The sequence below is a fragment of the Priestia flexa genome (assembly GCF_021441905.1).
Classification (GTDB): domain Bacteria; phylum Bacillota; class Bacilli; order Bacillales; family Bacillaceae_H; genus Priestia; species Priestia flexa.
On sequence record NZ_CP090431.1, the window covers coordinates 1,535,977 to 1,560,769 of the forward strand.

General features: G+C 37.3%; 21 protein-coding genes and 1 pseudogene. 14 read left to right on the forward strand and 8 right to left on the reverse strand.

All coding sequences use genetic code 11. From position 1 onward, the window contains the following. The first annotated feature begins 30 nt into the window (after positions 1-30). Positions 31-2,184 carry a DNA helicase RecQ gene (recQ, locus tag LZP85_RS07790; protein WP_025910229.1) on the forward strand — a complete coding sequence of 718 codons (2,154 nt, stop codon included), beginning with the start codon at positions 31-33 and terminating at the stop codon, positions 2,182-2,184. Positions 2,185-2,645: 461 nt separating this feature from the next. Then, positions 2,646-3,566, forward strand: coding sequence for a 1,4-dihydroxy-2-naphthoate polyprenyltransferase (locus tag LZP85_RS07795; RefSeq protein ID WP_035320879.1), 921 nt, complete (start codon positions 2,646-2,648; stop codon positions 3,564-3,566). Between the two features lie 26 nt (positions 3,567-3,592). On the opposite strand, the gene LZP85_RS07800 is transcribed toward LZP85_RS07795, so the two are convergent. Together LZP85_RS07800 and LZP85_RS07805 are read right to left on the reverse strand one after the other, a co-directional pair. Continuing rightward, positions 3,593-4,771, reverse strand: a complete 1,179-nt coding sequence (locus LZP85_RS07800; protein WP_119543365.1) for an alanyl-tRNA editing protein — start codon at positions 4,769-4,771, stop codon at positions 3,593-3,595. A 109-nt stretch (positions 4,772-4,880) separates the two neighbouring features. Then, a complete protein-coding gene (locus tag LZP85_RS07805; protein ID WP_025910223.1) occupies positions 4,881-5,741 on the reverse strand; it encodes a manganese catalase in 861 nt (286 codons plus the stop codon). 150 nt (positions 5,742-5,891) lie between these two features. On the opposite strand from LZP85_RS07805, the gene LZP85_RS07810 reads away from it, so the two are divergent. From LZP85_RS07810 to LZP85_RS07815, 3 genes and pseudogenes are all read left to right on the forward strand, one after another. Next, on the forward strand, positions 5,892-6,266 hold the full coding sequence (locus tag LZP85_RS07810) for a PH domain-containing protein (RefSeq protein WP_025910221.1): 375 nt from the start codon (positions 5,892-5,894) through the stop codon (positions 6,264-6,266). Positions 6,267-6,449: 183 nt separating this feature from the next. Next, a complete protein-coding gene (locus tag LZP85_RS20735) occupies positions 6,450-6,578 on the forward strand; it encodes a hypothetical protein (RefSeq protein WP_259344285.1) in 129 nt (42 codons plus the stop codon). A gap of 22 nt (positions 6,579-6,600) precedes the next feature. Next, positions 6,601-7,275, forward strand: a pseudogene (locus LZP85_RS07815) (ABC transporter ATP-binding protein); the annotation flags it as partial. A gap of 36 nt (positions 7,276-7,311) precedes the next feature. On the opposite strand, the gene LZP85_RS07820 reads toward LZP85_RS07815, so the two are convergent. Beyond that, positions 7,312-8,190 carry a LysR family transcriptional regulator gene (locus LZP85_RS07820; protein ID WP_025910220.1) on the reverse strand — a complete coding sequence of 293 codons (879 nt, stop codon included), beginning with the start codon at positions 8,188-8,190 and terminating at the stop codon, positions 7,312-7,314. Between the two features lie 291 nt (positions 8,191-8,481). On the opposite strand from LZP85_RS07820, the gene LZP85_RS07825 reads away from it, so the two are divergent. The 4 genes from LZP85_RS07825 to LZP85_RS07840 are packed head-to-tail and all read left to right on the forward strand — an operon-like array spanning position 8,482 to position 12,240. Further along, positions 8,482-8,871 carry a GntR family transcriptional regulator gene (locus LZP85_RS07825; RefSeq protein WP_025910218.1) on the forward strand — a complete coding sequence of 130 codons (390 nt, stop codon included), beginning with the start codon at positions 8,482-8,484 and terminating at the stop codon, positions 8,869-8,871. Further along, positions 8,864-9,763: an ABC transporter ATP-binding protein gene (locus tag LZP85_RS07830; protein ID WP_025910217.1), complete on the forward strand. Its 900-nt coding sequence runs from the start codon at positions 8,864-8,866 to the stop codon at positions 9,761-9,763. Before LZP85_RS07825 ends, LZP85_RS07830 begins: the two co-directional genes overlap by 8 nt. Beyond that, on the forward strand, positions 9,738-11,744 hold the full coding sequence (locus tag LZP85_RS07835; RefSeq protein WP_119543366.1) for a DUF6449 domain-containing protein: 2,007 nt from the start codon (positions 9,738-9,740) through the stop codon (positions 11,742-11,744). Before LZP85_RS07830 ends, LZP85_RS07835 begins: the two co-directional genes overlap by 26 nt. Before the next feature lie 13 nt (positions 11,745-11,757). Further along, the gene (locus tag LZP85_RS07840; protein WP_061786639.1) at positions 11,758-12,240 is read left to right on the forward strand and encodes an RNA polymerase sigma factor; all 483 of its coding nucleotides are present in this window, start codon (positions 11,758-11,760) and stop codon (positions 12,238-12,240) included. A 36-nt stretch (positions 12,241-12,276) separates the two neighbouring features. Here the strand turns inward: LZP85_RS07840 and LZP85_RS07845 are convergent, their stop codons facing one another. Further along, entirely contained in the window at positions 12,277-12,852 is a 576-nt protein-coding gene (locus LZP85_RS07845; protein WP_025908453.1) for a DedA family protein, read from the reverse strand. Between the two features lie 204 nt (positions 12,853-13,056). On the opposite strand from LZP85_RS07845, the gene LZP85_RS07850 reads away from it, so the two are divergent. Together LZP85_RS07850 and LZP85_RS07855 are read left to right on the forward strand one after the other, a co-directional pair. Then, on the forward strand, positions 13,057-14,238 hold the full coding sequence (locus LZP85_RS07850; protein ID WP_224840204.1) for a DNA polymerase IV: 1,182 nt from the start codon (positions 13,057-13,059) through the stop codon (positions 14,236-14,238). 118 nt (positions 14,239-14,356) lie between these two features. Further along, positions 14,357-14,776 (forward strand): organic hydroperoxide resistance protein, encoded by a 420-nt coding sequence (locus tag LZP85_RS07855; protein ID WP_025908452.1) that lies wholly within the window; start codon positions 14,357-14,359, stop codon positions 14,774-14,776. Between the two features lie 30 nt (positions 14,777-14,806). Here the strand turns inward: LZP85_RS07855 and LZP85_RS07860 are convergent, their stop codons facing one another. Next, the gene (locus LZP85_RS07860) at positions 14,807-15,262 is read right to left on the reverse strand and encodes a MarR family winged helix-turn-helix transcriptional regulator (protein WP_119543368.1); all 456 of its coding nucleotides are present in this window, start codon (positions 15,260-15,262) and stop codon (positions 14,807-14,809) included. Positions 15,263-15,419: 157 nt separating this feature from the next. On the opposite strand from LZP85_RS07860, the gene LZP85_RS07865 reads away from it, so the two are divergent. Continuing rightward, positions 15,420-15,629, forward strand: a complete 210-nt coding sequence (locus LZP85_RS07865) for a cold-inducible protein YdjO-related protein (RefSeq protein WP_025908450.1) — start codon at positions 15,420-15,422, stop codon at positions 15,627-15,629. A gap of 39 nt (positions 15,630-15,668) precedes the next feature. On the opposite strand, the gene LZP85_RS07870 is transcribed toward LZP85_RS07865, so the two are convergent. Both LZP85_RS07870 and LZP85_RS07875 read right to left on the reverse strand, forming a co-directional pair. Further along, positions 15,669-15,779, reverse strand: a complete 111-nt coding sequence (locus LZP85_RS07870) for an LPXTG cell wall anchor domain-containing protein (RefSeq protein WP_224840172.1) — start codon at positions 15,777-15,779, stop codon at positions 15,669-15,671. 123 nt (positions 15,780-15,902) lie between these two features. Further along, positions 15,903-16,883: a LysM peptidoglycan-binding and 3D domain-containing protein gene (locus tag LZP85_RS07875; RefSeq protein ID WP_119543370.1), complete on the reverse strand. Its 981-nt coding sequence runs from the start codon at positions 16,881-16,883 to the stop codon at positions 15,903-15,905. 314 nt (positions 16,884-17,197) lie between these two features. Here LZP85_RS07875 and LZP85_RS07880 point away from each other — a divergent pair, with 314 nt between their 5' ends. Beyond that, on the forward strand, positions 17,198-19,726 hold the full coding sequence (locus tag LZP85_RS07880; RefSeq protein ID WP_119543371.1) for a DEAD/DEAH box helicase: 2,529 nt from the start codon (positions 17,198-17,200) through the stop codon (positions 19,724-19,726). Between the two features lie 21 nt (positions 19,727-19,747). After that, positions 19,748-21,034 (forward strand): cobalamin-dependent protein, encoded by a 1,287-nt coding sequence (locus LZP85_RS07885; RefSeq protein WP_234562137.1) that lies wholly within the window; start codon positions 19,748-19,750, stop codon positions 21,032-21,034. Here LZP85_RS07885 and LZP85_RS07890 read toward each other — a convergent pair. After that, the gene (locus tag LZP85_RS07890; protein ID WP_206782403.1) at positions 21,031-24,567 is read right to left on the reverse strand and encodes a CheR family methyltransferase; all 3,537 of its coding nucleotides are present in this window, start codon (positions 24,565-24,567) and stop codon (positions 21,031-21,033) included. The two genes, LZP85_RS07885 and LZP85_RS07890, sit on opposite strands and share 4 nt — an antisense overlap. Positions 24,568-24,793: the final 226 nt, after the last annotated feature.

Below are 24,793 nucleotides of genomic sequence, written 5' to 3' on the forward strand. Positions count from 1 at the left end.
CCGATATGTATTTTGTAAGGAGGAGTTTCTTTGTTATTTGAAAAAGCGTTATCACAGTTGAAAACTTATTTTGGCTACGACAGCTTCCGCCAAGGGCAAGAGCAGACGATACGTCATATTTTAGAAGGTCATAATACCGCTTGTATCATGCCTACAGGTGGAGGGAAGTCCATTTGTTATCAAATCCCATCACTTTTATTAGAAGGAACAACAATCGTTATTTCGCCACTGATTTCCCTAATGAAGGATCAGGTGGACGCGCTGAATGAAGCTGGAATATCAGCAACGTATATTAACAGCTCACTCACATCGTCAGAAGTGGAAGAGAGATTAGAAGAAGTTTCTCTTGGTGTGTATAAACTTTTATACATAGCACCGGAACGCCTAGAGTCACCGTTTTTCTTTGAGCAACTTAAATCGTTACCTATCCCTTTAATCGCGGTTGATGAAGCACACTGTATTTCACAGTGGGGCCATGATTTTAGGCCTAGCTATCTACGCATCAGCAGCTTAATTTCCGAGCTACCGAGCAAGCCAATAGTGGTTGGGCTGACGGCTACTGCTACGCCTCAGGTTCGAGAAGATATTTGTACAGCTTTACAAATTCAGGAACAAAATACGGTCATGACAGGGTTTGAGCGTTCTAATCTGTCGTTTACCGTTGTTAAAGGGCAAGACCGCCTATCTTATATCGATGAGTATGTAAAGAAAAATGAGCAAGAAGCTGGTATTATCTATGCCGCAACGCGCCAAGAAGTGGACAGTTTACATGAACATTTGCAAAGCTTAGGTATACAAGTGGGGAAATATCACGCTGGAATGAGTGCATCAAGTCGAGATCATGAGCAAAACCGCTTTTTACAGGATGACGTAACCCTTATGGTTGCTACCTCTGCTTTCGGAATGGGAATTGACAAGTCCAATATTCGTTTCGTCATTCACTATCAGCTTCCAAAAAACATGGAAAGCTATTATCAAGAAGCGGGTCGCGCAGGGCGAGATGGTTTGCCGAGTGAGTGTATAGTTTTATATTCGGCTCAGGATATTCGCGTTCAGCGCTTTTTAATTGAGCAGTCAACTAACCATTCAGGAAAGCTTGTTCAAGATCTGGAGAAGCTACAGCAAATGGTAAATTATTGTCACACAGAAGAATGTTTGCAGGCATACATTTTACACTACTTTGGTGAAGAGGAAGCTCATGCTTGCGGTCGCTGTAGCAACTGTACAGATACTCGTACAGCTGTTGATGTAACGGTTGATACACAAAAGGTTTTATCTTGTATGATTCGAATGGGAGAGCGTTTTGGTAAGACAATGATTGCTCAAGTATTAACGGGTTCTAAAAACAAAAAGATTCTAGACTTTCGCTTTGACCAACTCTCTACCTATGGAGTAATGAGCAAGCAGTCGTTAAAAGAAGTAAGTGAGTTTATCGAATTTCTTATTTCAGAGCAGTATATTTTGGTTGGACAAGGGTCTTTTCCAACTCTTTCTGTCGCAGCTAAGGGAAAAGGGGTACTTCTTGGTGAAGAAAAAGTAATGAGAAAAGAACAAATTCAAGTGAATCAGCTTGTGCAGGATGATGAGCTGTTTATGCACCTGCGCGCTTTACGAAAAGAAATAGCCGAGCTTGAAAACGTTCCTCCTTTTGTTATTTTTTCAGACGATACGCTTCGGGATATGTGTGCAAAGCTTCCTGAGACGGTATCTGAGTTTGAGAATGTAAAAGGAGTAGGTTCCCAAAAGCTTGATAAGTATGGAGATCGCTTTATTAAAGCGATTGTGAGCTTTTGCGCTGAACACCCTGACCGGGAGAGGCAGATCATTGAAGTACAGAGGGAAAAAAAAGCAAAAAGTGCATCTAAGCAAGGGTCTCATCTAGAGTCTTATCAAATGTGGAGAGAGGGTTCCTCCATTCAAGAGATTGCAGCAAAGCGAGAATTAAGTACGCAAACAGTTGAAAATCATTTATTTAAATGTGCCGAAGAAGGGTACGAAATAGATTGGCATACCATTTTAACAACTAAACAGCAAGAGCTTGTCAACGAAGCGGTTGAATTGGTCGGAGATGATAAGCTAAAGCCAATTAAAGAAGCCGTACCTGAAGAGGTTACGTATTTTATGATCAAGGTCGCTTTATTTTTGCGTCGTATGAACAAAGAAGAGAGACTGAGACATAAGTAGTTCAGCCCCTACTATACCTGAACGATTGAGAGTTCACAACTTTTAATCGTTCAGGCTTTTTGTTGATTGGGAAAAACCGTTTGGAAAGCGAGTGGCCGTAGCGCAATGGAACGAACGTGTTCAGACAAACTAAAGAGATGGGAACAGCTATTGTTCGTCTTTTAGAAGCAATCATTTTGTTATGTCCCAAACTCTTTTACATGTAGTGCTTTGCCACAGACGTTGACCAACTTCCAATCGTTATTTTTTTGATATAATTCTATGTCGAATGTGTGAACTTTTTGTTATAATGGATAGGCGTTGAATAGGAAAAGCTGTACCAGATAATAAAAAGTAGTATTAAAATAAAAACGTTTACTTGTTTTTTAGAAATATGTAAGCTGTGTATGGTCGCTTTCTACAATTATCAACTAGAAAGAGAAAGGTGACATGTTCACTTTTAAAATGAAAGGAAGAGGATGATGAGTCAAACGAGTTACGCTCAACCTAAAAGACCGCTAAAAACAGTACTGTGGCAGTTAACTCGTCCCCATACATTAACAGCTTCGTTTGTACCGGTGTTAATTGGAACAGTGATGGCAATGTATGTTGGACAAGTTGATGTATGGTTATTTTTAGCCATGCTTTTTGCGTGTTTGTTTATTCAAATCGCGACGAACTTATTTAATGAATACTATGATTTTAAAAGAGGGCTAGATACGGAAGACTCAGTAGGGATTGGCGGTGCCATTGTGCGCGATGGAATGAAGCCGAAAACCGTGTTGCAGCTTGCCTTAGCTTGCTATGGACTTTCTTTATTATTAGGTGTTTACATCTGTATGAGCAGTACATGGTGGTTAGCGCTTGTCGGACTATTCGGTATGGCAATTGGGTATTTATATACAGGAGGACCACTGCCGATTGCTTATACACCTTTTGGAGAGCTGTTTGCGGGTGTATGTATGGGGGCTCTGTTTATTTTAATTTCTTTTTATATTCAAACGGACTTCATAACGACAGAAAGTATTCTTGTTTCAATTCCTATTGCTTTTTTAGTTGGGGCAATTAACTTATCCAATAATATTCGTGATATCGAAGAAGACACAAAAGGCGGACGTAAAACGCTAGCCATTTTACTAGGCGAAAAGAAAGCAGTTTATTTTCTTGGATTTTTATTTGTTATTTCATATATTTGGATTGTTGTTCTTGTCATAACAGGAGTGGTTGGTGCATTTGCGCTGTTAGTTTTCTTAAGTATCCCAAAACCAATTAGAGCTATTAAAGGATTTGTGTCGGGTACGCCACCGATGAATATGATTGTTGCAATGAAATCTACTGCGCAAACAAATACATTCTTCGGACTATTGTTGTCAGTTGGATTGTTTATTAGCTATTACTTATAAAAAACCACGCTTAACGCGTGGTTTTTTTATACTTTTTGTAAGTATTCTTGGAGATAGGAGATAAAGTGGTTACGATCTTCCGTCGTTGAAAACTGCGCCTGCGCTTGGTTTATACCTCCGCCACCTTTTCCATTAAATCGATTAAGATGCTCTTTAAAGAGGTTTCCGCTGTGAATTCTATCGGTACTATGTGCTAATATAACTTTTGGTTCTAAAGAGGAGGAGAAAATACCAATCATATTCTCAGTTTGAAGCAGCTGCTTAATAATAGCTTGTCCATCCTTTAACGTTTTATCTTCAAATTCATGAACTAAAACAATACCTTGCTTTTTATCAAGAAGAGATTGAGCTAAGTAATGAGCATTTTCAGATTTTAGTACTTCGTTTTGTTTGCTAAGTATTTTGAAATCAGCTTCTAGTTTTTCTAATCTCTCTAAGACAAGCTCACTTTTTGTACTAAAATGGTGGCTGACGTGAGAAAGAATGCGGTGAGTTTGTTCATAATCTTTTAGCGCTCTCATGCCGCATTTGAAAAATAATCGAATTTGTCCTCGCTGTTTTTCAGTTTTCAATAGCTTAATAATACCTAGCTCTCCCGTGCTTCTTACGTGGGTTCCGCAGCACGCTGAAATATCTAGCGTATCAATCTCGACGATTCGAATTTGCTCATCCTCTAAATCAGGCATTTTACGAAGAGAAAGAGTTGATAACTGATCTTGTGATACATAATATGTGCTTAACGGTTTATTCGCATAAATGGCTTTATTTACTGTTTGTTCAATTTCTATTAACGTATCTTCATCAATGGAAGAAACATTTACATCAATTGAAGCGATATCTTTGCCTAAATGAAAACTTACAGTATGTATGTTAAACACATCGCTTAAGATTGCTGAGAGCAAATGTTGCCCTGTATGTTGCTGCATATGATCAAAGCGACGGTTCCAATTAATCTCACACTCTACTTGAGTATCTACTTCTAATAATGTGTCAATTTCGTGGAAGACGGAATGATCTTTTTCCACGACATCTAATACTTTATGACCTGCGATAGTACCAGTATCAGATGGTTGACCACCACCTTCAGGATAAAAAGCAGTTTTGTTTAGCTCAACGTAATAATGATTGTTGCTTTCAAATGCAGATAAAATAGAAGCAGTCCACTTTGTTGTATAAGGGGACGTATAATAAATTCTTTCAATCATTTTGTCATCTCCTGTAAAGAAAAATTCAGTATCTAACTCTTATCCTAACAGAAAGTAAAGAGCAATGATAAAAAAATCTCCATCAACCTGTGATGGAGAAAAGATTTGTTTACATATGTGAAGGAGGAAGTGTATGAGAAGAAGGGCGTAAGTTTTTTGGAAGTGTATTATGAATATAAAAAGGAGCAGGGTTTAAGTTAGGTTTACCACCATATGCTTCAGGCTGCTGCACGTATTGAAACGTTCCAAGGCCATCCATACTCGTACCGCTAGCCCACCGTCCTGTCGCGCTTTTTTCACCCTCAGAAAAATTAAACAGCACATACGAAACTTCTTGCTTTTCTAATTCTTTCGGGAAGGTACTAGGCACAACAACGTTTTCTTTTGCTTCTAGTTCTTTAATGGCGGCAATCCACTGATTTTGATGCATAGTATCACGGGCGATGAGCCATGAAAGCATATCTTTTACACCGCGATCGTTTGTTGATTCGTACAATCTAACAACTTGTAAGCGTCCTTGAGACTCAGCGTTTAAGTTGGCTCTGAAGTCTGCTAATAGATTTCCACTTGCTGCAATATAACCTGCATTCCATTTGTTACCCATGCTGTCAACTGGCATCGCACCAAGCCCTGAAACAATCGTATGCTGAACGTTCATACCTCCAAGGATAGCTCCAATAACAGGGTCTTGTGCAGCTTTTTCAAGATCTCCTACTGGTGCGCCTTCTAGTAGCCTAGCAATCATAGTGGCGAGCATTTCAATGTGAGCTAACTCCTCTGTTCCAGTATCCATTAACAAATCTTTGTACTTACCGTTTCCTCGAACGTTCCAACCTTGAAACAGATACTGCATGGCAACTGAAATCTCGCCAAACTGTCCACCTAAAACTTCTTGCAGCTGTCTGGCAAAAACGGGATCAGGACGGTCGGGTTTCGAAAGATATTGGAGTTCTTTTTTATGAAAAAACAATGACAACATCCTTTCTTTTTGAATTCACTTTACAATCTATGTAAAAAAAACTGAAACATAACTACATTTGAAACGTATGTAATAGTACCAGCTGTTTATGAACCTATAATATAGGGTAAAAGCAGTAGGAACAGTAAAGGAGTGAATCATATGGGTTTACTAGATGGTTTAATGGGCAATGCATCTGAAGTAAGCGTGTCTTCAGTAGAAAAAGATTTGCGAGACATTTTGGTACAGGGAGAACAGGTAGAGCATGCGTTTAAACTGATCCGAGATATCTTTGTTTTTTCAAACAAGCGATTAATTTTAATTGATAAGCAAGGTGTAACTGGCAAGAAAACCAGCTATCATTCCATTCCATATAGAAATATTACGCACTTTAGCGTCGAAACGGCTGGAACATTTGATTTAGACGCAGAACTTGTTATCTGGGTTTCAAGCTCAACGGCTCCAATCGTAAAAGAGTTTCGTAAAGACAAAAATATTTATGAGGTGCAAAAAGCACTTGCTACGTATGTATTATGACAAAAACAAACCGCTTCTTTCGACGTGAAAGAAGCGGTTTGTTTTTGTCATAATACTATTTGTTTACTAAGACTATCTACCAAATTGTGAGAAAACTATTGAGTGTTCTAATTGAAACGTCTAGTATTAATGATAATGATTATCATATACGGTAAGGTTTATATGCAGTAGGAGGAAGTACATATGAAGAGTATAAGAATGAAAAAAAGCTTAGGAATGGTTGCTGCTTTATCAGGACTATTGTTCTTAGGAGCTTGTGGAGGAGCGGCTGAAGAGTCTAAGTCCACTGATGAAAAAGTGGTGAAACCGTAACCGTTAAGCATGAACTTGGCGAAACGGATGTGGGAAGTCAACAATTCTTCGGTCATTAGCTCGACTTTTAAAGCCATCAAAAGGAAGCATCTATTTAAACGGAAAAGATATTCACCGTCATTCGTCTAAAGAAGTAGCGAAGCAGCTAGCAATTTTACCGCAGTCTCCCGAAGCACCCGAAGATTTAACTGTTAAAGAGCTTTGTTACTATGGACGCCACCCTCATAAAGGGCTATTTGCAAGGTATACGCAAGAAGATCACCAAATTGTTGACGAAGCTTTGCGTGCAACGCGCATGGATGCTTTCAGTGAACGTACGCTTGATGCTCTTTCAGGTGGATAACGTCAGCGAGCATGGATTGCGATGGCTCTTGCTCAAGGAACGGACCTTTTGCTGCTCGATGAGCCAACGACGTATCTTGATTTGGCTCACCAAATCGAAGTGTTAGAACTATTGCGTTCGTTGAATCAACAACATAAGCGAACAATTTTGATGGTTCTGCATGACCTAAATCAAGCTGCTCGCTATGGTGATTACTTAATTAGTATCTCTGAAGGAACTATTTATAAGGAAGGTCCACCTGAAGAGGTCTTTACAGAGAAAATGATTGAAGACGTTTTTCGTTTATCTTCAACGATTATTAAAAACCAGGTGGATCAATCTCCAATTTGTATTCCAACAGGCGTGATTAGGTGAAAAAGCACACTTCAATTTTTTGAAGTGTGCTTTTTATTAGTTAGACGTTAACAGATGTAAAAACAGTTCTACGATTTTATTTTGTCCATTCGTGGTCGGATAAATATACGAAAATTTCCGTTTAAATGGTTCAGTGTCAAGGTTTAAGATAGCTAAATTGCCTTGTGCCACATCTTGTTTTATAGCGGATTTTGAAAGGACCGATAATCCTAAGTTCTGCATAACTGCTTCCTTAACTCCTTGATTGCTGCTGATGGTTAACATGCTCTTCATTTTTAGTCCATTTGAACTCATCATCAGATCAAGATAGGCTCTTGTACCAGACCCTGTTTCGCGCGCAACCCAACCTTCGTTTTGAAGCTCGCTTATTGCAACGTGCTGCTGTGCTGCTAATGGATGAGCCGTACCCGCTACAACCACGAGCTCATCTTCCATAAACGGTTCAATATGGAGCTCATGGTCATCGGTTTGTCCTTCAATTAATCCTACATCTAACTTAAAGTGTCGAACCAGCTGCGCAATTTCCTTTGTGTTGCCAATCGTTACGTTTACGTTGATATCGGGATACTGTGCTTGAAGCTTAGCGAGAAACGAAGGAAGAACGTATTCACCAATTGTGAAGCTAGCTCCAATTGTTAAAGTGCCTTTAACTAAGTGGTGATGTTCATAAATATCTCGCTTCGTGTGCTCATATATTTGAATCATTTGCTTCGCACGAGTATAAAGGATCTCGCCGCTTGGCGTAATTTTTAATAATTTAGGCGAACGTAAAAACAATGAGGTTTGAAACTCTTTTTCTAAATTTTTTATATGTACGCTTACGCTTGGTTGCGAAATTAACAATTTTTCAGCAGCTTTTGTAAAGCTTTTCTCTTCTACAACCGTCACAAAGGTTCGCAATGCGTCGTAATACATGGTAAATCGCTCCTTACATAAAACATCTTATGAGTTCATTATATAGTAAGTTTTTGTTAATAGATAGCTTAATACCTATTTTCCTTATCAGATTTATAAGTTATCGAATTGAATTACGTTAGCTAATCTGTTTGTTACCTTTTTGTAATAAAAGTCACAAAAGTACTTGTTTTTTCCAGATAACGTTGTATAATACTAACTGTAGTAACACATGTAGTACAGTTAGTACGGTTAGTACACCTGAACATACGATCATGATGAATGATAAATGTGATGGAGAGGAGGGAAAGTATGTTTGATTTAGATATTCGTAGTCGTAAGCCTATTTATGAACAATTAGTTGATAAGTTAAAAGAGCTAATTATCCATGAGGTTTTTAAAGCAGACGAGAAACTGCCGTCTGTACGCTTGCTAGCGAAAGAACTAACAATTAACCCTAATACAATTCAAAAAGCATATCGAGAGCTAGAACATCAAAATTATATTTATTCAATTCCTGGAAAAGGAAGTTTTGTGACGGCGCAATCGGAACTATTAAACAATGAAAAGGTGAAAAAAATGAAAGAGGATTTAGTAAAGCTTATTGCTGAAGCGATGTATTTAGGAATGGGAAAAGAAGAAATCTTATCACTTATTTCACAAGCTGAACAAACCGTCAAAGGGGGAGAAAGTGATGATTGAATTAACCGAAGTAAAAAAATCCTTTGAAGATATAAAAGTATTAAACAATGTTTCTCTAACTGTTAAAAAAGGATCTATTTATGGTTTGCTTGGGTCCAACGGTGCAGGTAAAACAACATTATTAAAAACAATTGCGGGCATTTATCGTCAAAATTCAGGGAGCATACATATTGACAATGAAGAAGTATTTGAAAATGTGGCTCTTAAGCAAAGCATCATTTTTCTTCCAGACATTCCGTACTTTTTTGCACAATCCACGATTAAGCAGCTTGCGCAATTTTACAAGAATATGTACCCAACGTGGAACGAAGAACGTTTTCAGCAGTTAAAGCAGGCATTTCCAATTGACTTGAAGAAAAAGGTACACCGTATGTCGAAAGGGATGCAGCGACAAGTAGCATTTTGGCTCGCTTTATCCACGATGCCGGATATTTTAATATTAGATGAGCCTCTAGATGGGCTGGATGCTGTTATGCGTCAAAAAATCAAGAATTTACTAGTGCAAGACGTAGCGGAACGCGAGATGACCATTTTAATTTCCTCTCATAACCTTCGTGAAGTGGAGGATTTATGTGATCATGTGGGCATTTTGCATCAAGGACAGCTGTTAATTGAAAAAGACCTTGACGATTTGAAATCAGATATTCACAAGATTCAAGTAGCTTTTAAAGGCGACGTACCGCTTGCGTTTCATGAAGACTTGGAAATCTTATACGAAGAGAAGCGAGGAAGCGTACTTCTTTGTATTGTACGTGGTAAAGAAAATAAGCTAGCGTCTCGCATTCAATCATACAAGCCGCTTGTATTTGATATTTTACCGCTTACGCTCGAAGAAATCTTTATTTACGAAATGGGGGATGTTGGTTATGCCATCGAAAATATCATCGTTTAATCGAGGGCTGTTCACACAGTCATTTAGAAGCGTAGGGTGGATCGGATTAGTTTACTCATTCCTTCTTTTGTTTGCTCTTCCTCTCCAGCTTCTAATGAAGTATACGGGCAATCCAGAATTTAAGCCAGAAAAGATTAAGACATTATTTGAGCTATTCGATGGCTTACAGCTTGTCTTTATGTTTACAGTACCGGTGTTACTCGCGGTTTTTTTATTCCGTTATATTCAAACCAAAGCAGCAGCAGACTATTTTCATAGTTTGCCAGTTCGAAGAGAAGCTTTATATCACCAAAACATCATTGTGGGTATCGCAATTCTTGTCGTGCCGGTGGTAATTACAGCAGGTATAATCGGCCTTGTAAAAGGGATGTTAAACGTTACAGATCTCTATACAGCAAAAGACATTATGGTATGGGCAGGTTACACAATTATTTTTAACCTTGTTGTGTTCTTTGGAACAGTAGCATTTGGAATGTTCACAGGTATCTCAATCTTACAAGCTATTTTCCTATACGTTCTGTTTCTTTTACCTGGTGGCTTCGTTATGCTTCTTTTATCAAATTTAAAATTCTATTGGTATGGATTCCCAATTGATTATTATTTAAATAAAAGTGCTGAAAAATTAATACCGTTTTTACATGCGACGGAGCTAATGACGAAAAAGAATTTAACAATTAGTCCATGGATTTACGTCATACTTATCATTATCTTTTATGCGATTGGATACATCGCGTATAAAAAGCGTCATATCGAAGCGGCCACTCAGTCCATTTCATTTAAATGGGTGAAACCAATTTTTGTTTACGGTGTGACTACATGTGCGCTACTTGTTGGCGGTGTTTATTTTGGGTCCATGCAAGGAACATTTGGATGGATGGTCTTTGGCTATGTGTTAGGTGCTCTTATTGGGTATATTGTTGCTCAGGTCATTTTACACAAAACGTGGCGAATCGCTAAGTATTGGAAAGGATATGTGATTTCATTAGCTATTTTCTTTGCTATTGGTGCATTTGTTCATATTGATGCGTTTGGCTATGAATCAAAGGTTCCTGCACTAAATGAAGTAGAAAGTGTTTATTTCGAAGAAGGAACCTATTTACTTACTGAAGATCCAACCAGTGAACAGTACACAGAATATGGAAACGAGTATGTTCCTCCTTATTACTATACGAGTCAAGAAGCAGTTGAAGCAATTCATCGGCTACATGAACAATTAGCAAAGAATCCAGTCTCAATGACAAGTAAGGATATTCAAGGAGATGATGGGCGCACAGCAGCAATTGCCTATAAGCTTAAAAACGGCAAGACGCTTGTGCGTGAGTATGAGTTGAACTTTAAAGCGTATCATCCACTGTATAAGAAAATCGCTGAAACAAAAGAGTTTAAAGAAAACTTTAATCCATTTTTACGAAGTGGAGATATGAGTGATGTTACAAATGTACAAATTACCTCGGATGGACAAATTAGTAAGCAAGCTAGCATTCGCAACCCAGAAGATATTAAAGCGCTTGCTGAAATACTAAAAACGTCGATGAAAAACGAAACATTTGAAGAAATGTACAGCGAGCGCGGACCATGGGCTTATATTGATTTCAATACGGGCCAAGGCAAAAATAAGCAACACGTAACCTGGGAAAAATCGTATGATGAAGTGAGCGATTGGCTAAAGAAGAAAGGCCTATATAACAAAGTGCGTGTATTACCAGAAGATATTGAAAAAATAGTTGTGCTAAAAAATCCACATCAGCATGAAATAGACTTTTATGCAGACGAAGAATTTCCTTCATTAGTAGAATCTGAGAAAACGATTGAAGTGAAGAATAACGATCAAAAAGAAGAAATTTTAGAAACCGTATCTTGGGCAAGCAACGGAGCTTATTTAGTCGGTATCTATTATAAAGAAGATCCTAGTACTCCTGAAATCCAGGAATTTACTGAGGAGACAGTTCCAGACTTTATTAAAGAAAAATTACTAAAATAAAGGGAGAAGAAATATGAGTGCTAGCAATATTGAACCATATTTGCGACAGGTGCTAGCTTATTTGCAAAAGCGAGGTGTCAGCAAGCAAGATGCTGAAGATATCACGCAAGATGTAGCGATGAAATACTTAGAAAATCAACATAAAGTTGAACAGGGGAAAGAAAGAGCTTGGTTGTTTCGAGTTGCTTTAAATAAGCGCTGTGATTTAATCAGAAAAAATTCCGTTCATACTCGCTATGTGCTAACACAGGGACCAACAGAGCTAAAAAATGCACCGATGGATTTTGTATTATCCAAAGAGCAATTTGAGCAATATGTAAAAGCTTTAAATAAATTAAAGCCTCAATATAAAAACCTATTGATCTTAAAATATGAGTATGGTTTAAAATATGAAGAGCTTTCTGAACAATTTAACATGAAAGTCACGACTATTAAGTCTGCACTTTATCGAGCACGAAAGCTATTCATGAAGCATTATGCATATCAGCTTATGTGAAAGAAGCCAATCTTCTACTTAGAGGATTGGCTTTTTTCATTCTTTACTACGCATTTTTCGCTTTTTATAGGCTAAGCTTCCAACACTGATGGCAATAAACAAAATAGTGAATTGAGAAATGGTTTCAAATGAAGCGGCATCATCAACTTTAAACCCCCATAAAAAAAACGCAAACGTCCAAACCAATCCAAATGAAAATGTTGTTGTTATATAATTAAGGTGAGGCATTTTCGTTGTTCCTAAAAATAATGGCATAACGTGTCGCATTCCCGGCAAGAAGAAGCTGAGCATAATGCCGAAGGAACCGTATGAGGTAATGAGGTTTTCAATTTCATATCGCTTTTTTTGAAAGCGTGATTGAGAGAGAGCTTTTATTGTTTGCTTGCGAAACCATCTAGCAAATAAGAATTTAACATATAAGCTAAGCATCATGGCACTGTAAGTCAAGAGAAAAGCAATAAGAGGGTGAAAAGTAGAAAGAGTGGCATGGTTACCTGCAAGCATAATAAAGAGAGGATCTGGAATAGGTGTGAAATTAGCACCAATGATGATTAATAAAAAGAAATATCCATATCCAAACTGTTGAATTACTGTGATAATCTGATCCACCACGGCGTTTCCCCCATTTTTGTCAAAGTTATTATAGTATACGAATGCTTCAAAGGGATGTTCATCAAACAATCCGCCCGTTTTTTACTCTTTGTCCATCATATTACAAACCGCTATAGAATTATTCACATTAATTGTTTTTTGGTTTAAAATAAGAACATATATTCTGTTGGTTCGGATAGAAAGAAGGTGAGTGTGTTGAAAGGCATGTATCCAAAAAAGGGAAGAGTCATATTGCATATTGATGTTAATGCTTTTTATGCATCGGTGGAAGAAGCGCGTAATCCGGCGCTGAAAGGAAAACCTATGGCCATTGCGGGTAACCCAAAAGAGCGTAGAGGGATTGTGGTAACGTGCAACTATGCGGCTCGCAATAAAGGAATATATGCACCGATGCCATTATGGGAAGCTAAAAAAATTTTTCCTCAGCTAATTGTGTTAAAACCAGATTTTACTCTTTATCGCAAAGTATCAGCGCAAATGTTTTCTTATTTATCAACGATCTCTTCTATTCTTGAGCCTGCTTCTATTGACGAAGGATATCTAGATATAACGGATTGCTTTCATCAAGGTACGCCACTCGAGATTGCACAGCGAATACAGAACGATCTTTTGAATGAGTTACAAATACCGGTCTCAATCGGCATTGCACCAAATAAGTTTTTAGCTAAAACGGCAAGCAACATGAAAAAACCGCTTGGAATTACAATTTTAAGAAAGCGCGATGTTCATCAGAAACTTTGGCCACACCCAGTGGTTTATATGCATGGTATAGGTAATAAAACCGCTGAGAAGTTGAATGCCGTTCATATCCATACGATTGAAGAGCTAGCGCACGCAGATGATCATAAGCTAAAGGCCACAGTTGGAGTAAGAGGAGTAGAAATGAAGCAAAGAGCTAATGGGATTGACGATCGACCTGTAAATCCAAATCGCAGGTCGGAATTTAAGTCGATTGGACATTCAAAAACATTAGCGAAAAATATGACGGATGATCGGGAGATGGTACCGATTTTAAATGATCTCGCTGAGTCTGTTAGTAAGCGAATGCATGCCAAAAAAGTAGTCAGCAAAACGATTCAGTTAACCATTCGCTATAGTAATTTCAAAACAATTACAAGAACCCAAACCATTGATCAGTGGACCAATCAGTCAAAAGTGTTGCTTCATTGGGTAAACAAGTTGCTTCAAAAGCATTGGAACGGTGAACCAGTTCGCTTGTTAGGGGTAGCAGCTCTACAAGTAGAACGAATGAACGATCGAAATCAAGAGCAGCTTAGTTTATTTACATATGAACGGCACGTAAAAGATGAACCGCTCTATAAAGCAGTTCAGCAGCTTCAAAGTAAATATGGTGATGAAATTATACGAAAGGGGTTAAAAAAATAATAGAAGAGAGTATAGAACGACATGTTTCAATCCACTCTAAAAGGGTAATATATCCATAGAGCGTGCAAGAGCTTTTTTGCATGAGCAAGGACTTTACAATTACGTATATGAGGTGATTTTGATGTCAGTTTTATTTACTTCAAAAGCAACAGCAGTAGGTGGGCGTGAAGGGCATGTCAAATCAGATGATGGCTTAATTAATCTAGATTTAGTAATGCCTTCACCAAACAATACAAAAGAAGGAACGAATCCGGAGCAGCTTTTTGCAGCAGGATATGCTTCTTGCTTTGACGGGGCTTTAAATCTAATTGCTAAAAAGCAAAAATATTCCATCGAATCATCAATTACGGCTGAAGTTAGCTTAATGAAAGACCCAGCTGATGATGGGTTTAAGTTAGCAGTAACGTTAAACGCTCATTTAAAAGGGGTATCTCAAGAAGAGGCTGAAAAGCTAGTGAAGGCAGCACATGAATTTTGTCCATATTCAAAAGCAACTAGAGGGAACATTGACGTAACGTTAAATACGACGGCTGAATAAAAAAGCAGTGCACAAAAGTGCACTGCTTTTTTATTGGCTTTTTCCATTGTGACTATGGATAGCGTTTAACAGCTGGTGAAGCATTTGTTTTAAATTTGCTAGCTCTTCAGGAGAGTAATCTGTCATATTAAATACTTCATCTGGAATTTGACAAGCTTTATCTCGAAGTGAAGCGCCTTTTTCTGTTAAGCTTACTAATACAACGCGCTCATCTTCCTGAGAGCGTTCACGGATTACAAGCTCTTGCTCTTGCATACGTTTCAGCATCGGAGTTAGCGTACCAGAATCTAGGTATAAGAGTTCTCCCATTTTCTTTACGCTGACTCTTCCATGCTCCCATAGGACAAGAAGAGCTAAGTACTGTGGGTACGTAACGCCAATTTTATCTAAAAGAGGCTTATACACTTTTGTAATTTCACGTGACGTAGCATAAATAGAAAAACAAAGCTGATTTTCTAACTTTAATCTTGAAAATAAATCGGTCATTTTAAACTCCTTCAATATAATTGTTCACTATGTAATTATATACAATTTATCAAAGAGATTCAAAACAAACAAATGTAAATTTTGACATAGTTTGTCACAATACCTTAAATAAAAAAGCGTTTTTTCCATATACTAAGAAAAAAAGGGAGCTGTGCTCATGTATTTTGCGAAAAAAGGTATGGAAGAACAGGTTACTCAGATGATGGATACAAATGTTTATGCGTGCCAGTCTGACTCGTGTAACGGATGGATGAGAGAAGATTTTGTGACGTCAGATTATAATTGCCCAATGTGTGGAAATGAAATGTCTCAAGAAGTAAGAGAGCTACCTAAAATCAAGAAGGATTTTCAATTTTATAATCGTTAAACAAAGAGCGTTTAAAAAAGAAGCTACAATAGCTTCTTTTTACTTTTTATTATGTTTGCGGCGTCTTTTAAAATAAAAGTAAAGGCCTCCTAATAATAAAACAACTAATAATAATACGCTCGTTGGAAAATATAAGGTGCCAATATTCATAGTGATAACCTCCAGTATAGCAATCTAAATAGTTGAAACGTCTACGTTGTTGTCTTAGAATTCCTATTCCCTTTAAGGTGAGGCTTAAACACTAAAATAAAAAAGAAGCCCCGTAGGCTTCTTTTAGTTTAATACTTTAACTGTAACTGTTTTACGGCCCCACTTCATCGCGTCGCTTTGAGATGGAATAAAAACGTCAATACGATTCCCTTTAATAGCACCACCCGTATCGCCTGCAATTGCTTCTCCGTATCCATCTACGTATACGCGTGACCCAAGAGGAATAATAGATGGATCAACAGCAATTACTTTTTGATTTGGATTTGCACGTAGGTCAATTCCTGTCTTTGTAATACCACTACAGCCAGTACAAAAAGCTGTGTAAGCCGTAGCAACAACCTGAAATTCTTTTTTTACTTCTTGATTTTCAGAAGGGTTTGGTGTTTGTGGCTTAGAAGATACAGGATTCGATACCTCAGGGGCAGCTGGTGCTGGAGCAACAGATCCATTTACTTTAAGCGTTTGATTAATGTAAATTGTGTTTGCTGATAAGCCGTTTAGCTGCTGTAATGTTGAAACTGAAATACCATGCCTTTGGGCAATGCTCCACAACGTATCTCCTGGCTTCACTTTATATGTACTAGTAGGAGCCTGTTGTTGGGGTTGCTCTATTTTTTTATCGGCTGGTGCTGTTACAGCGCTGGCCCCATTTACAGTTAGCACTTGGTTAACGTAAATAATATTGGATGATAAGTTATTATACTGTTTTAGTTGCTCAACTGATAAACCATGAGATTTTGCAATGCGATAAAGCGTATCACCTGATTGAACTTTATATGTATTTTGGGATGTAGAAGATGTTGGTGATGCTGTATGCGTATCAGCTGAACTACTAATATGTAAGGTTTGATTTGTATAAATAATAGTGGATGATAAGTTATTCCATGCTTGTAAGTCTTTCACCGATACATTATATTTTTTTGAAATGCTATAAAGCGTGTCGCCCGACTGAACTTTATAAGTTTCCGCGTCTGCTGATGCCATGCCTGCAATTCCCATTGAAACAAGTGCCGTTGCACCAAGTGAAAAAATATGCTTTTTCATTCTTTTTTCTCCTTTGTGACTATGAATTTATTACCATTCTATCAACCTTATGTAACAGGAATGTTTCAATAGTATAGATAGTTTGTTACAAAAAGGAAAATAAAGAAGAATACTTGTGTGATTTTTGTCGTTATTTGTAGACAAATAGTCCTATTCATACTTAATGGTAGAAAAAACTATGAAAGTTTTGTCGGATTTTATGCCTGCATAAAGTGTTGGAACATGCTAGAATAGAAAAGTTGTAGAGAACGGAATGAATGATTTGGAGGTGAAAGGCACTGTTAGAAAAAAGGTTGTGACAGTGCTTAACTCAATTGAAAAAAACAGTTTCACAGTATTTAAAAGAGTGGGTTCGGGCTTTATCAATTGAAATTAGCCACTTGAAGAAAGAAGGCGGAAAAAAAGAGCAGCTAGTTAACGGGGAATACGTAGGACGATATGGAGAAGCTTTTGTGTACCGTTTTCAGATGGTACGCTTTTTTAACGTAATCGATGGAACTAGCATGCGCGTAAAGGTTCAGGATGCAGAGCTTGATGGCGAGATTTTAGCTCATGAAAAACACGAGGTATATGTAAAGGTAGGGGTTTATTTAGGTTCTGATGTTCCTATTTTATACTTATTTAACGAACCATGGGAACTTTTACAAGCATTGATTGACCGGTTAGAAGAACTGAAAGACTATAAGAAAAAGCGTGCTAGAGTTAAACGCTTAATGACGGGTGCGGCGAAGGTGAATCATGAAGAATACAAAATGAAAAACGATCTTCATGAAATCTTACTGAGAGCTCATCATAATCAAACAACGTATTTATGGGGACCTCCGGGAACAGGAAAAACATACACGCTATCACGCATTATTAATAGCATGTACCGGAAGAAAAAGCGCGTATTGGTAGTGTCGCATAGCAATGCAGCTGTTGACGTATTAATGAACGAGGCGTTAGTACGTATTGAGGCTAAGCACAAGTGGAAAAAAGGAGAGGTTGTACGTTACGGGACTATGGCAAATGAGGAGCTTCAAACAAAACTTTCTACGACTCTATTAGTTGAACACGAGCATCCAGATCTTGCGAGAAAAGAGAAGGATTTACAAGAACAATATGTACGTTTAACGAGATATCCTTCTAAAGAGCGTGAGATTCAACAAGTTAAAAAGAAGCTCAATAGCGTGAAACAAGAGATGGCTGAGCTTGAAAAAGAGCTAGTGCAAAAAGCAGTCATTATTGGCACAACATTAACTAAAGTGGCAACGGATGCATCCGTTTATGAAAAAGAATATGATGTAGTAATTGTAGATGAAGTGAGCATGGCTTATACGCCACAAGTGGCTTTAGCTGCTTCGTTAGGTAAACACATTGTTGTTTGTGGAGATTTTAAGCAGCTTCCAGCCGTTTCTCAATCAAAGCATGCGTATGTGCAAGAAGCGTTAGGGCGTGATGTATTTGAGCAATCAGGAATTGCTGCACAAATCCATGAAGGAAACTGGCATCCACATTTAGTGATATTAAAGCAACAGCGTCGTATGCACCCAAATATTTCAGCGTTTACAAACGCTCATGTATATGGTGGTAAAGTAAGCGACCATGCATCTGTAGTACAAAGAGAAGCGATTGCTCAACTAAAACCGTTTGTAGACAAAGCCCTTGTGCTGATGAATACAAGCGGTATTAAGACATTTGCTCAAAAAGAAAAAAATGGGGGATCTCGGTATAATTTAGTATCTGCTTTTATTTCAAGTAGCTTGCTTATTCGCGCATTTAAAAGTGGAATTACATCATTAGGCTATGTTACCCCATACCGAGCACAAGCGCAGCTTGTAAGAGATCTAGTAAAAGGAGTGATTCCTGAGGAGCATATTCTTGCTGCAACAGTTCATAAGTTTCAAGGTTCTGAAAAAGATCTTATGATTTTTGATACAGTTGATAGTCATCCTTTTTCAAAGCCAGGTATACTTCTTATAAATGAATTAGCGGACCGTCTCATAAACGTAGCAATTACAAGAGCAAAAGGAAAATTTATTATGATAGGTGACCTGCCTTACTTAACTAAACGTTTGCCTAACGAGAGATTGCTTTTTAAGCTACTTCAATATATGAAGGAACGAAATGCTATCTATCAACCGAATGAATATTTAAAAGAAATGATTCAAGATAAGCAGTTAATTTGGCATAAAGGAATCGATGTCCACAAGATAGTAATGGATATTAAACGTGCGAAAAATAAATTATTTATCGTGTTGCCTACTACAAAAGAATGGCCGAATAGGCTTTGGGAAGCGATTAATGAGTTTCGGGGAACGGTTACAATTTTGACAAAAGAACCAAGAAGGCTTAAGGTCAAAGAAGGAGTTGAAATTATACCTTCTCACTTTCCTTTTTTTATCTTTGCGATGGATGAGAAAAGTTTGTGGTGTAGTAACGAAATTAATGAGGGGAATTCTATTTCTTTAACCGTTCGCATTGAGCACTCAGACTTTGTCCAAATGTTTTTAAGTTATGTTGATATGACGCCCGTTTCCAGTCATTTAAAGCAGGAATGGCTACAGGTAAATAAGGCAGGATATTCATTGGCAGACTACTTAAATATATGGGATCGATGTTCGGAATGTTATAGCGTTCGAGACGCTGAAGTGACAGTAAAAGGAAAAATTCGGTTTGTTTGTCATCACTGCGGGAATACAGGTGGTATAACGAGAAAAATTTTCCAAGATTATTTAAGACATGTAAATGCTGAATGTAAAGCCTGTAAGAAAAAGGTTGAAGTTGCGTTTCGAGAAGGTGTCTACGCTTACTGTCCGTCATGTGAAAAAGAGGCTTTACCAAAAGATTTGCTCTCTATCTAGAAGAGAAAGGATGTGTTCATTTTGGACAACCACGACCCCGTAGTATTAGCAAAATCACTTGTTGAAGGGAAGATACAAAAAAGTTGGTTGATTGTGGGTTCATATATAGAAAATGGTTCGTCCTTATTGGATACTTATCGTCTAATAACCAGTACCATGTATCAGATTGGGCAATGGTGGCAAGAGAATAAAATTTCAGTTGCTGATGAACATTTGGCTACGGCAACATGTGATTATATACTTTCTCGACTACAGTTTACCGTGAATAAAGAAAAGCTGCCAAGCAAGCGTGCTTTGCTTTTTTGTGTCGAAGGAGAAGAACACTATATTGGCCTAAAAATGTTGGCATCTTTGCTTGAAAAGTATAAATGGGAAGTGGGGAATTTAGGAGCTAACCTTCCTTTACCATACGCTATTAACAGCATTGAAAAGCGGAGGCCAGAAGTTGTTGGAATATCTATTTCACAGGTGCATTTGTTACCAAGCTTAAAGCAATATATTAACGAAATAGAAAGTTTAACCTATTCACCTACTGCGTTAGTAGGGGGGAGGTTATTGCAACATTATGATTTAACTGGATACGGTTCAACACAAACCGTATTTATTAACGAGATTGAACAATTTGAGCAGTGGCTGTTTGAAAACGCACTGAAGCAGTCTCTTGTATCGGGGGGGAATATGACGTCATTATCGCTTGAAGCTATTCCCGTTCCGTTATTTATTGTGGATAAAAGTGGACAAATCATTGATTTTACACCAAGCGTGACCAAAATGTTTTTACCAGCTAGCGATATAGCCGACATAATTGATAAAGACAGTCATGAAAAGCTAAAAACTCTCGTTCGAGAACGAGAAGAAAAGCGTGTGGAGCTTAATATGATTACGTTTGATAATCCAGTTGCTTTATTTGACGTTTATTATAAACCAGAAGCGTATAACAATCAGGACGTATTTATTTGCTATCCCGTCCATGAATATATGACGAATATGCAGTCAACGCTAAATCAATTTAGAAGTATGACTACTCAAGAACCAGAACATGCAAAGCAAACACAAACATTGACGGTTATTGAAGAAGATCAAGATACCATCTTGCAGCTCCATTCACTATCATCTAAGCGTCAGCTACGGGAAATGAAAACAAATGTAAAGACAGTATTAGATTTACTAACGATTATTCATCCTGATGTAATTGAAGCTGAAAAAGCTGAGTACTTCGATTTAATCGTTACTCAGCTTTCACATACACATGAAATTATAGACGAACTCTTACGTCAATTAAAAGAAAAGAGTGCTGCCATTAATTAAGAAAGCGGTAGGCGTATCTCAACAGTAGTACCTTTGTTTTCTTCACTATCATAGAAAATGGTACCTTTGTGATTGCTAATGATTTTATGGCTCACCATTAGCCCAAGCCCTGTTCCTTTTTCTTTGGTAGTAAAGAATGGTTCGCTAATTCTTTTTAAACATTCTTTTGGCATTCCTTTTCCTTCATCAATAACGTGTACAACAATTCGTTGATCGGTAAGGTCGTAGTTTGCATTAACGTAAATTGATCCCGGATCATCCATTGCCTCAATTGCATTTTTAACCATATTAATAAACACTTGCTTCATGTCCTTTTCAATACAATACATTGTAGGAAGATCATCAGCAATATTACTAGTAATTGTAATGTTTTTCATAATGGCTTGTGTATGAAGAAGGGTACAAACATCCTGTAGGATTGTGCTAATGTTTTTATGCTCATACTTTACCACTTCAGGCTTTGCTAAAATCAATAGCTCACTAATAATGAGTTCCAAGCGGTTAAACTCTGACATCATTACGTCAATATATTCTTTTTTGTACGTTTCTTCTTGAAGCATCAATTGTAAAAAACCTTTTAATGACGTTAAGGGGTTGCGGATTTCATGTGCAATTCCAGCTGCCAGTTGTCCTAAAGCAGACAGCATTTCAGAGTTTTTCAGCATGATTTCTGATTGTTTGTGCTGAGAGATATCCTCACTTAAACCAATGTAATGAAGCACTTCATTGGCTTCATTTTTAATAGGCATTAATAATAAACGCTGCCAAACTGCTTCACCATCATCGTTTGTATAGGAAATTTCACCGTTCCACTTTTTCCCACGATATACTTCATTCCAGATGGAAGGGAAGTTTTTCACACCCAGCTGCTTTGTATAAAAATCGTATACGTGCATACCAAACATTTCTTTAAAATCAACTTTATATTCTGTGAATTTTTGATTCATGTATTTAATTTGACCTTTATGGTCCGTAATAAAGATACTTGTTGGGCTATGGGCAACAGCAAATGAAGTAATTGCGAGCTCTTCATTTGAACGCTTAATTTCAGTAATGTCAATGAATGTAATGACCACGCCGTTAATTAAATTCTCTGTTGTGCGATAAGGCATTATCTTCATACTGTACCATTGCCCGTTATCACTTTGAATTTCCTTATGAATCGTTTCGCTAGACTGCAATACATAGCGCGCATCAGCAACTAAATCATTATAACGCAGGTTATGGGAGATATGGAAGAAAGGCCTTCCGATATCTTGATGTAACACGTTAATAACCTTTTTTGTTTCAGGTGTAAACAGCTTGATATGAAGCTGATCATCTAAAAAGATTGTGGCAATAGTTGTACTAATTAATAGATTGTCAATATCATTATTTAAATCTGTTAATTCATCAATCTTTCGTTCATATTGATTATTGACGCTAATCAGTTCTTCGTTGACAGATTGCAGTTCTTCGTTAGAGGCGATTAGCTCCTCATTTGTTGATTTTAATTCTTCATTTGTTGTTTCTAATTCTTCAATCGTTGTTTGTAAGTGCTGCTGCGTATAGTGTAGCTCTTGCTCCAAGTCAATTAATAATTCATTAATAGTGCTTGTTTGATTTAAGTATAAAGTCTCTTCTATAGCGGAAATCCAAATTACTTCTTGCTCGTCAAAGACGAGCAGATGGAGTGAATCATTTGTTGGAAATGAAGACACGGTTAAATTAAATCGTCGTATAGTTCCATCAATAATAAAGTCAATATCTTGACAGCAAACGCTAATCGCTTGCTCTTTGACACGTTTTATGGCAGCTCCAATCGCTAAGGACACGTGTACGGGAACCATTTTAAAGATTGTGTAATGAATTTTCCCAGCAGGGACATTAATTAATTTCGTAGCGTCCTTAGAACAAAAAATCACTTCATTATATTCATTTAAAACGAGACAAGGACTCATAAAGTTATTGATTAATGCTTGATACATGCTATCTAGTTGTATAGAAGGAAGCGGTTTATAGAGCTGATTAGGTATTGGCGCATGGGTCATTGTTGAATCGTTAGAAATGGACTTTGATAATGTAAATGAGCTGGCTAGTTGTCTGTTCGATTGACCTGTACTTTTAAATACTTTCCATTTGTTACTGATAGGTTGAAATAAGTTTGATAGCTTTCCAGCCGTTTCACTAGGCCCTAAAAATAAAATACCTTCATCTGTCAATGAAAAGTGAAAAAGTGATAAAATTCGCTGCTGTAGCTCACCTTGAAAGTAAATTAACATGTTGCGACAGCTAATTAAGTCAACGTTAACAAAAGGTGAATCCTTTGCAATATTATGTGGAGCAAATACAATCATTTTACGAATGTTTTTTTTCACTTGGTAAGAATTGTGCTTTGTTGGTTCAAAGTACTGATTGATTTGTTCTTTTGAAAAGACGCTTAAGTTATCTTCTGTATAAATCCCTTGACTTGCGACTGTAATCGCTTGCTTATCAATATCTGTTGCAAAGATTCGTACGTCGAAATAATGGTTCACAGTTGATAAATATTGATGAAATAGAATAGCGAGTGAGTATGCCTCTTGACCAGTGGAGCAGCCTGCAACCCAAATGCGAATTTCATCTTCTTTACGCTCAATTTTCCGATTCACAATCTTTGGAATTATTTGTTCTTCAATTAATGAAAAAGCTTCTTTATCTCGCAAGAATTGTGTTACGCCAATTAATAAATCACGCTGAAGATCAACAATTTCAACAGGATGATCATTTAAATAATCTCGGTAATCTTCCAACGTCTCACATGGAGTCTCTAATAAAGACATTCGCTTTTCAATGCGTCTAAGCACGCTGTTTTTTTTATATAGAGAAAAGTCAATTCCAGTTTTCTTTTTTATTAATGTGAAAATATATTGAAGGGTTTCTTCATTATATTGAAAGTCATAGCTTAGTAGATTGTTTTGGATTAGTTCAGGCATATCTGAGGGTGAAAGAATATAATCAGCTAAGTGAGATTGGACTGAGCTATGAGGCATATCTGGGTATTTTGCAGTTGTTTCATCCTGGACTAAAACAGTTCCTCCCTCTGAGCGAATCAGCTTAGCGCCTTCTGTTCCATCGTTTCCTTTTCCAGATAGAATAACTGCTGTGCAGTTTGTTTTATGGCTCAAAGCTAAAGATGAAAAAAGTTTATCAATTGGAAACTTTACTTGTTCATTTTGCTCGTAGGGTGTTAGCTCTAATACAGAGCCTTTCAGGGTGACAAAGTAGTGAGGAGCAGCTAAGTAAACGGTATTTTCTTGTAATGTCATACCGTTTTCGATTTGAACAATATTCATATTGGTTTTTTTTGCTAAAAGCTCGGGCATAAAACTTTTATATTTTGACGATAAGTGTTGAATAACAATGAAAGCCATGCCGTTTGAAGAAGGCATATTCGCAAAGAACTGTTCAATTGCTTCTAGGCCACCAGCCGAAGCCCCAATCCCTACGACATGTATGGCTTTTGGGTTGTGTATTTCAGATAATGAGATGGTAGAAAACGTTTTGTTCTTCATATTGTGACCTCCAAGTTCCGGTGAAATTCTGCTTTCTATATGTAAGGAGTGAATTTTACCGATGATAGTTTAAATATATTAATTAATGGTCAGCGAAAGTTTTCTTCATCTGTCACTGAGTAGAAAATCAATCATTATTTACAAACTGAAATTCTACTTAAAAATTCTTAAATACGGTAAATAAAGAAAAAAATTCTAAAATATCCATATACGTATTTTAACAAAT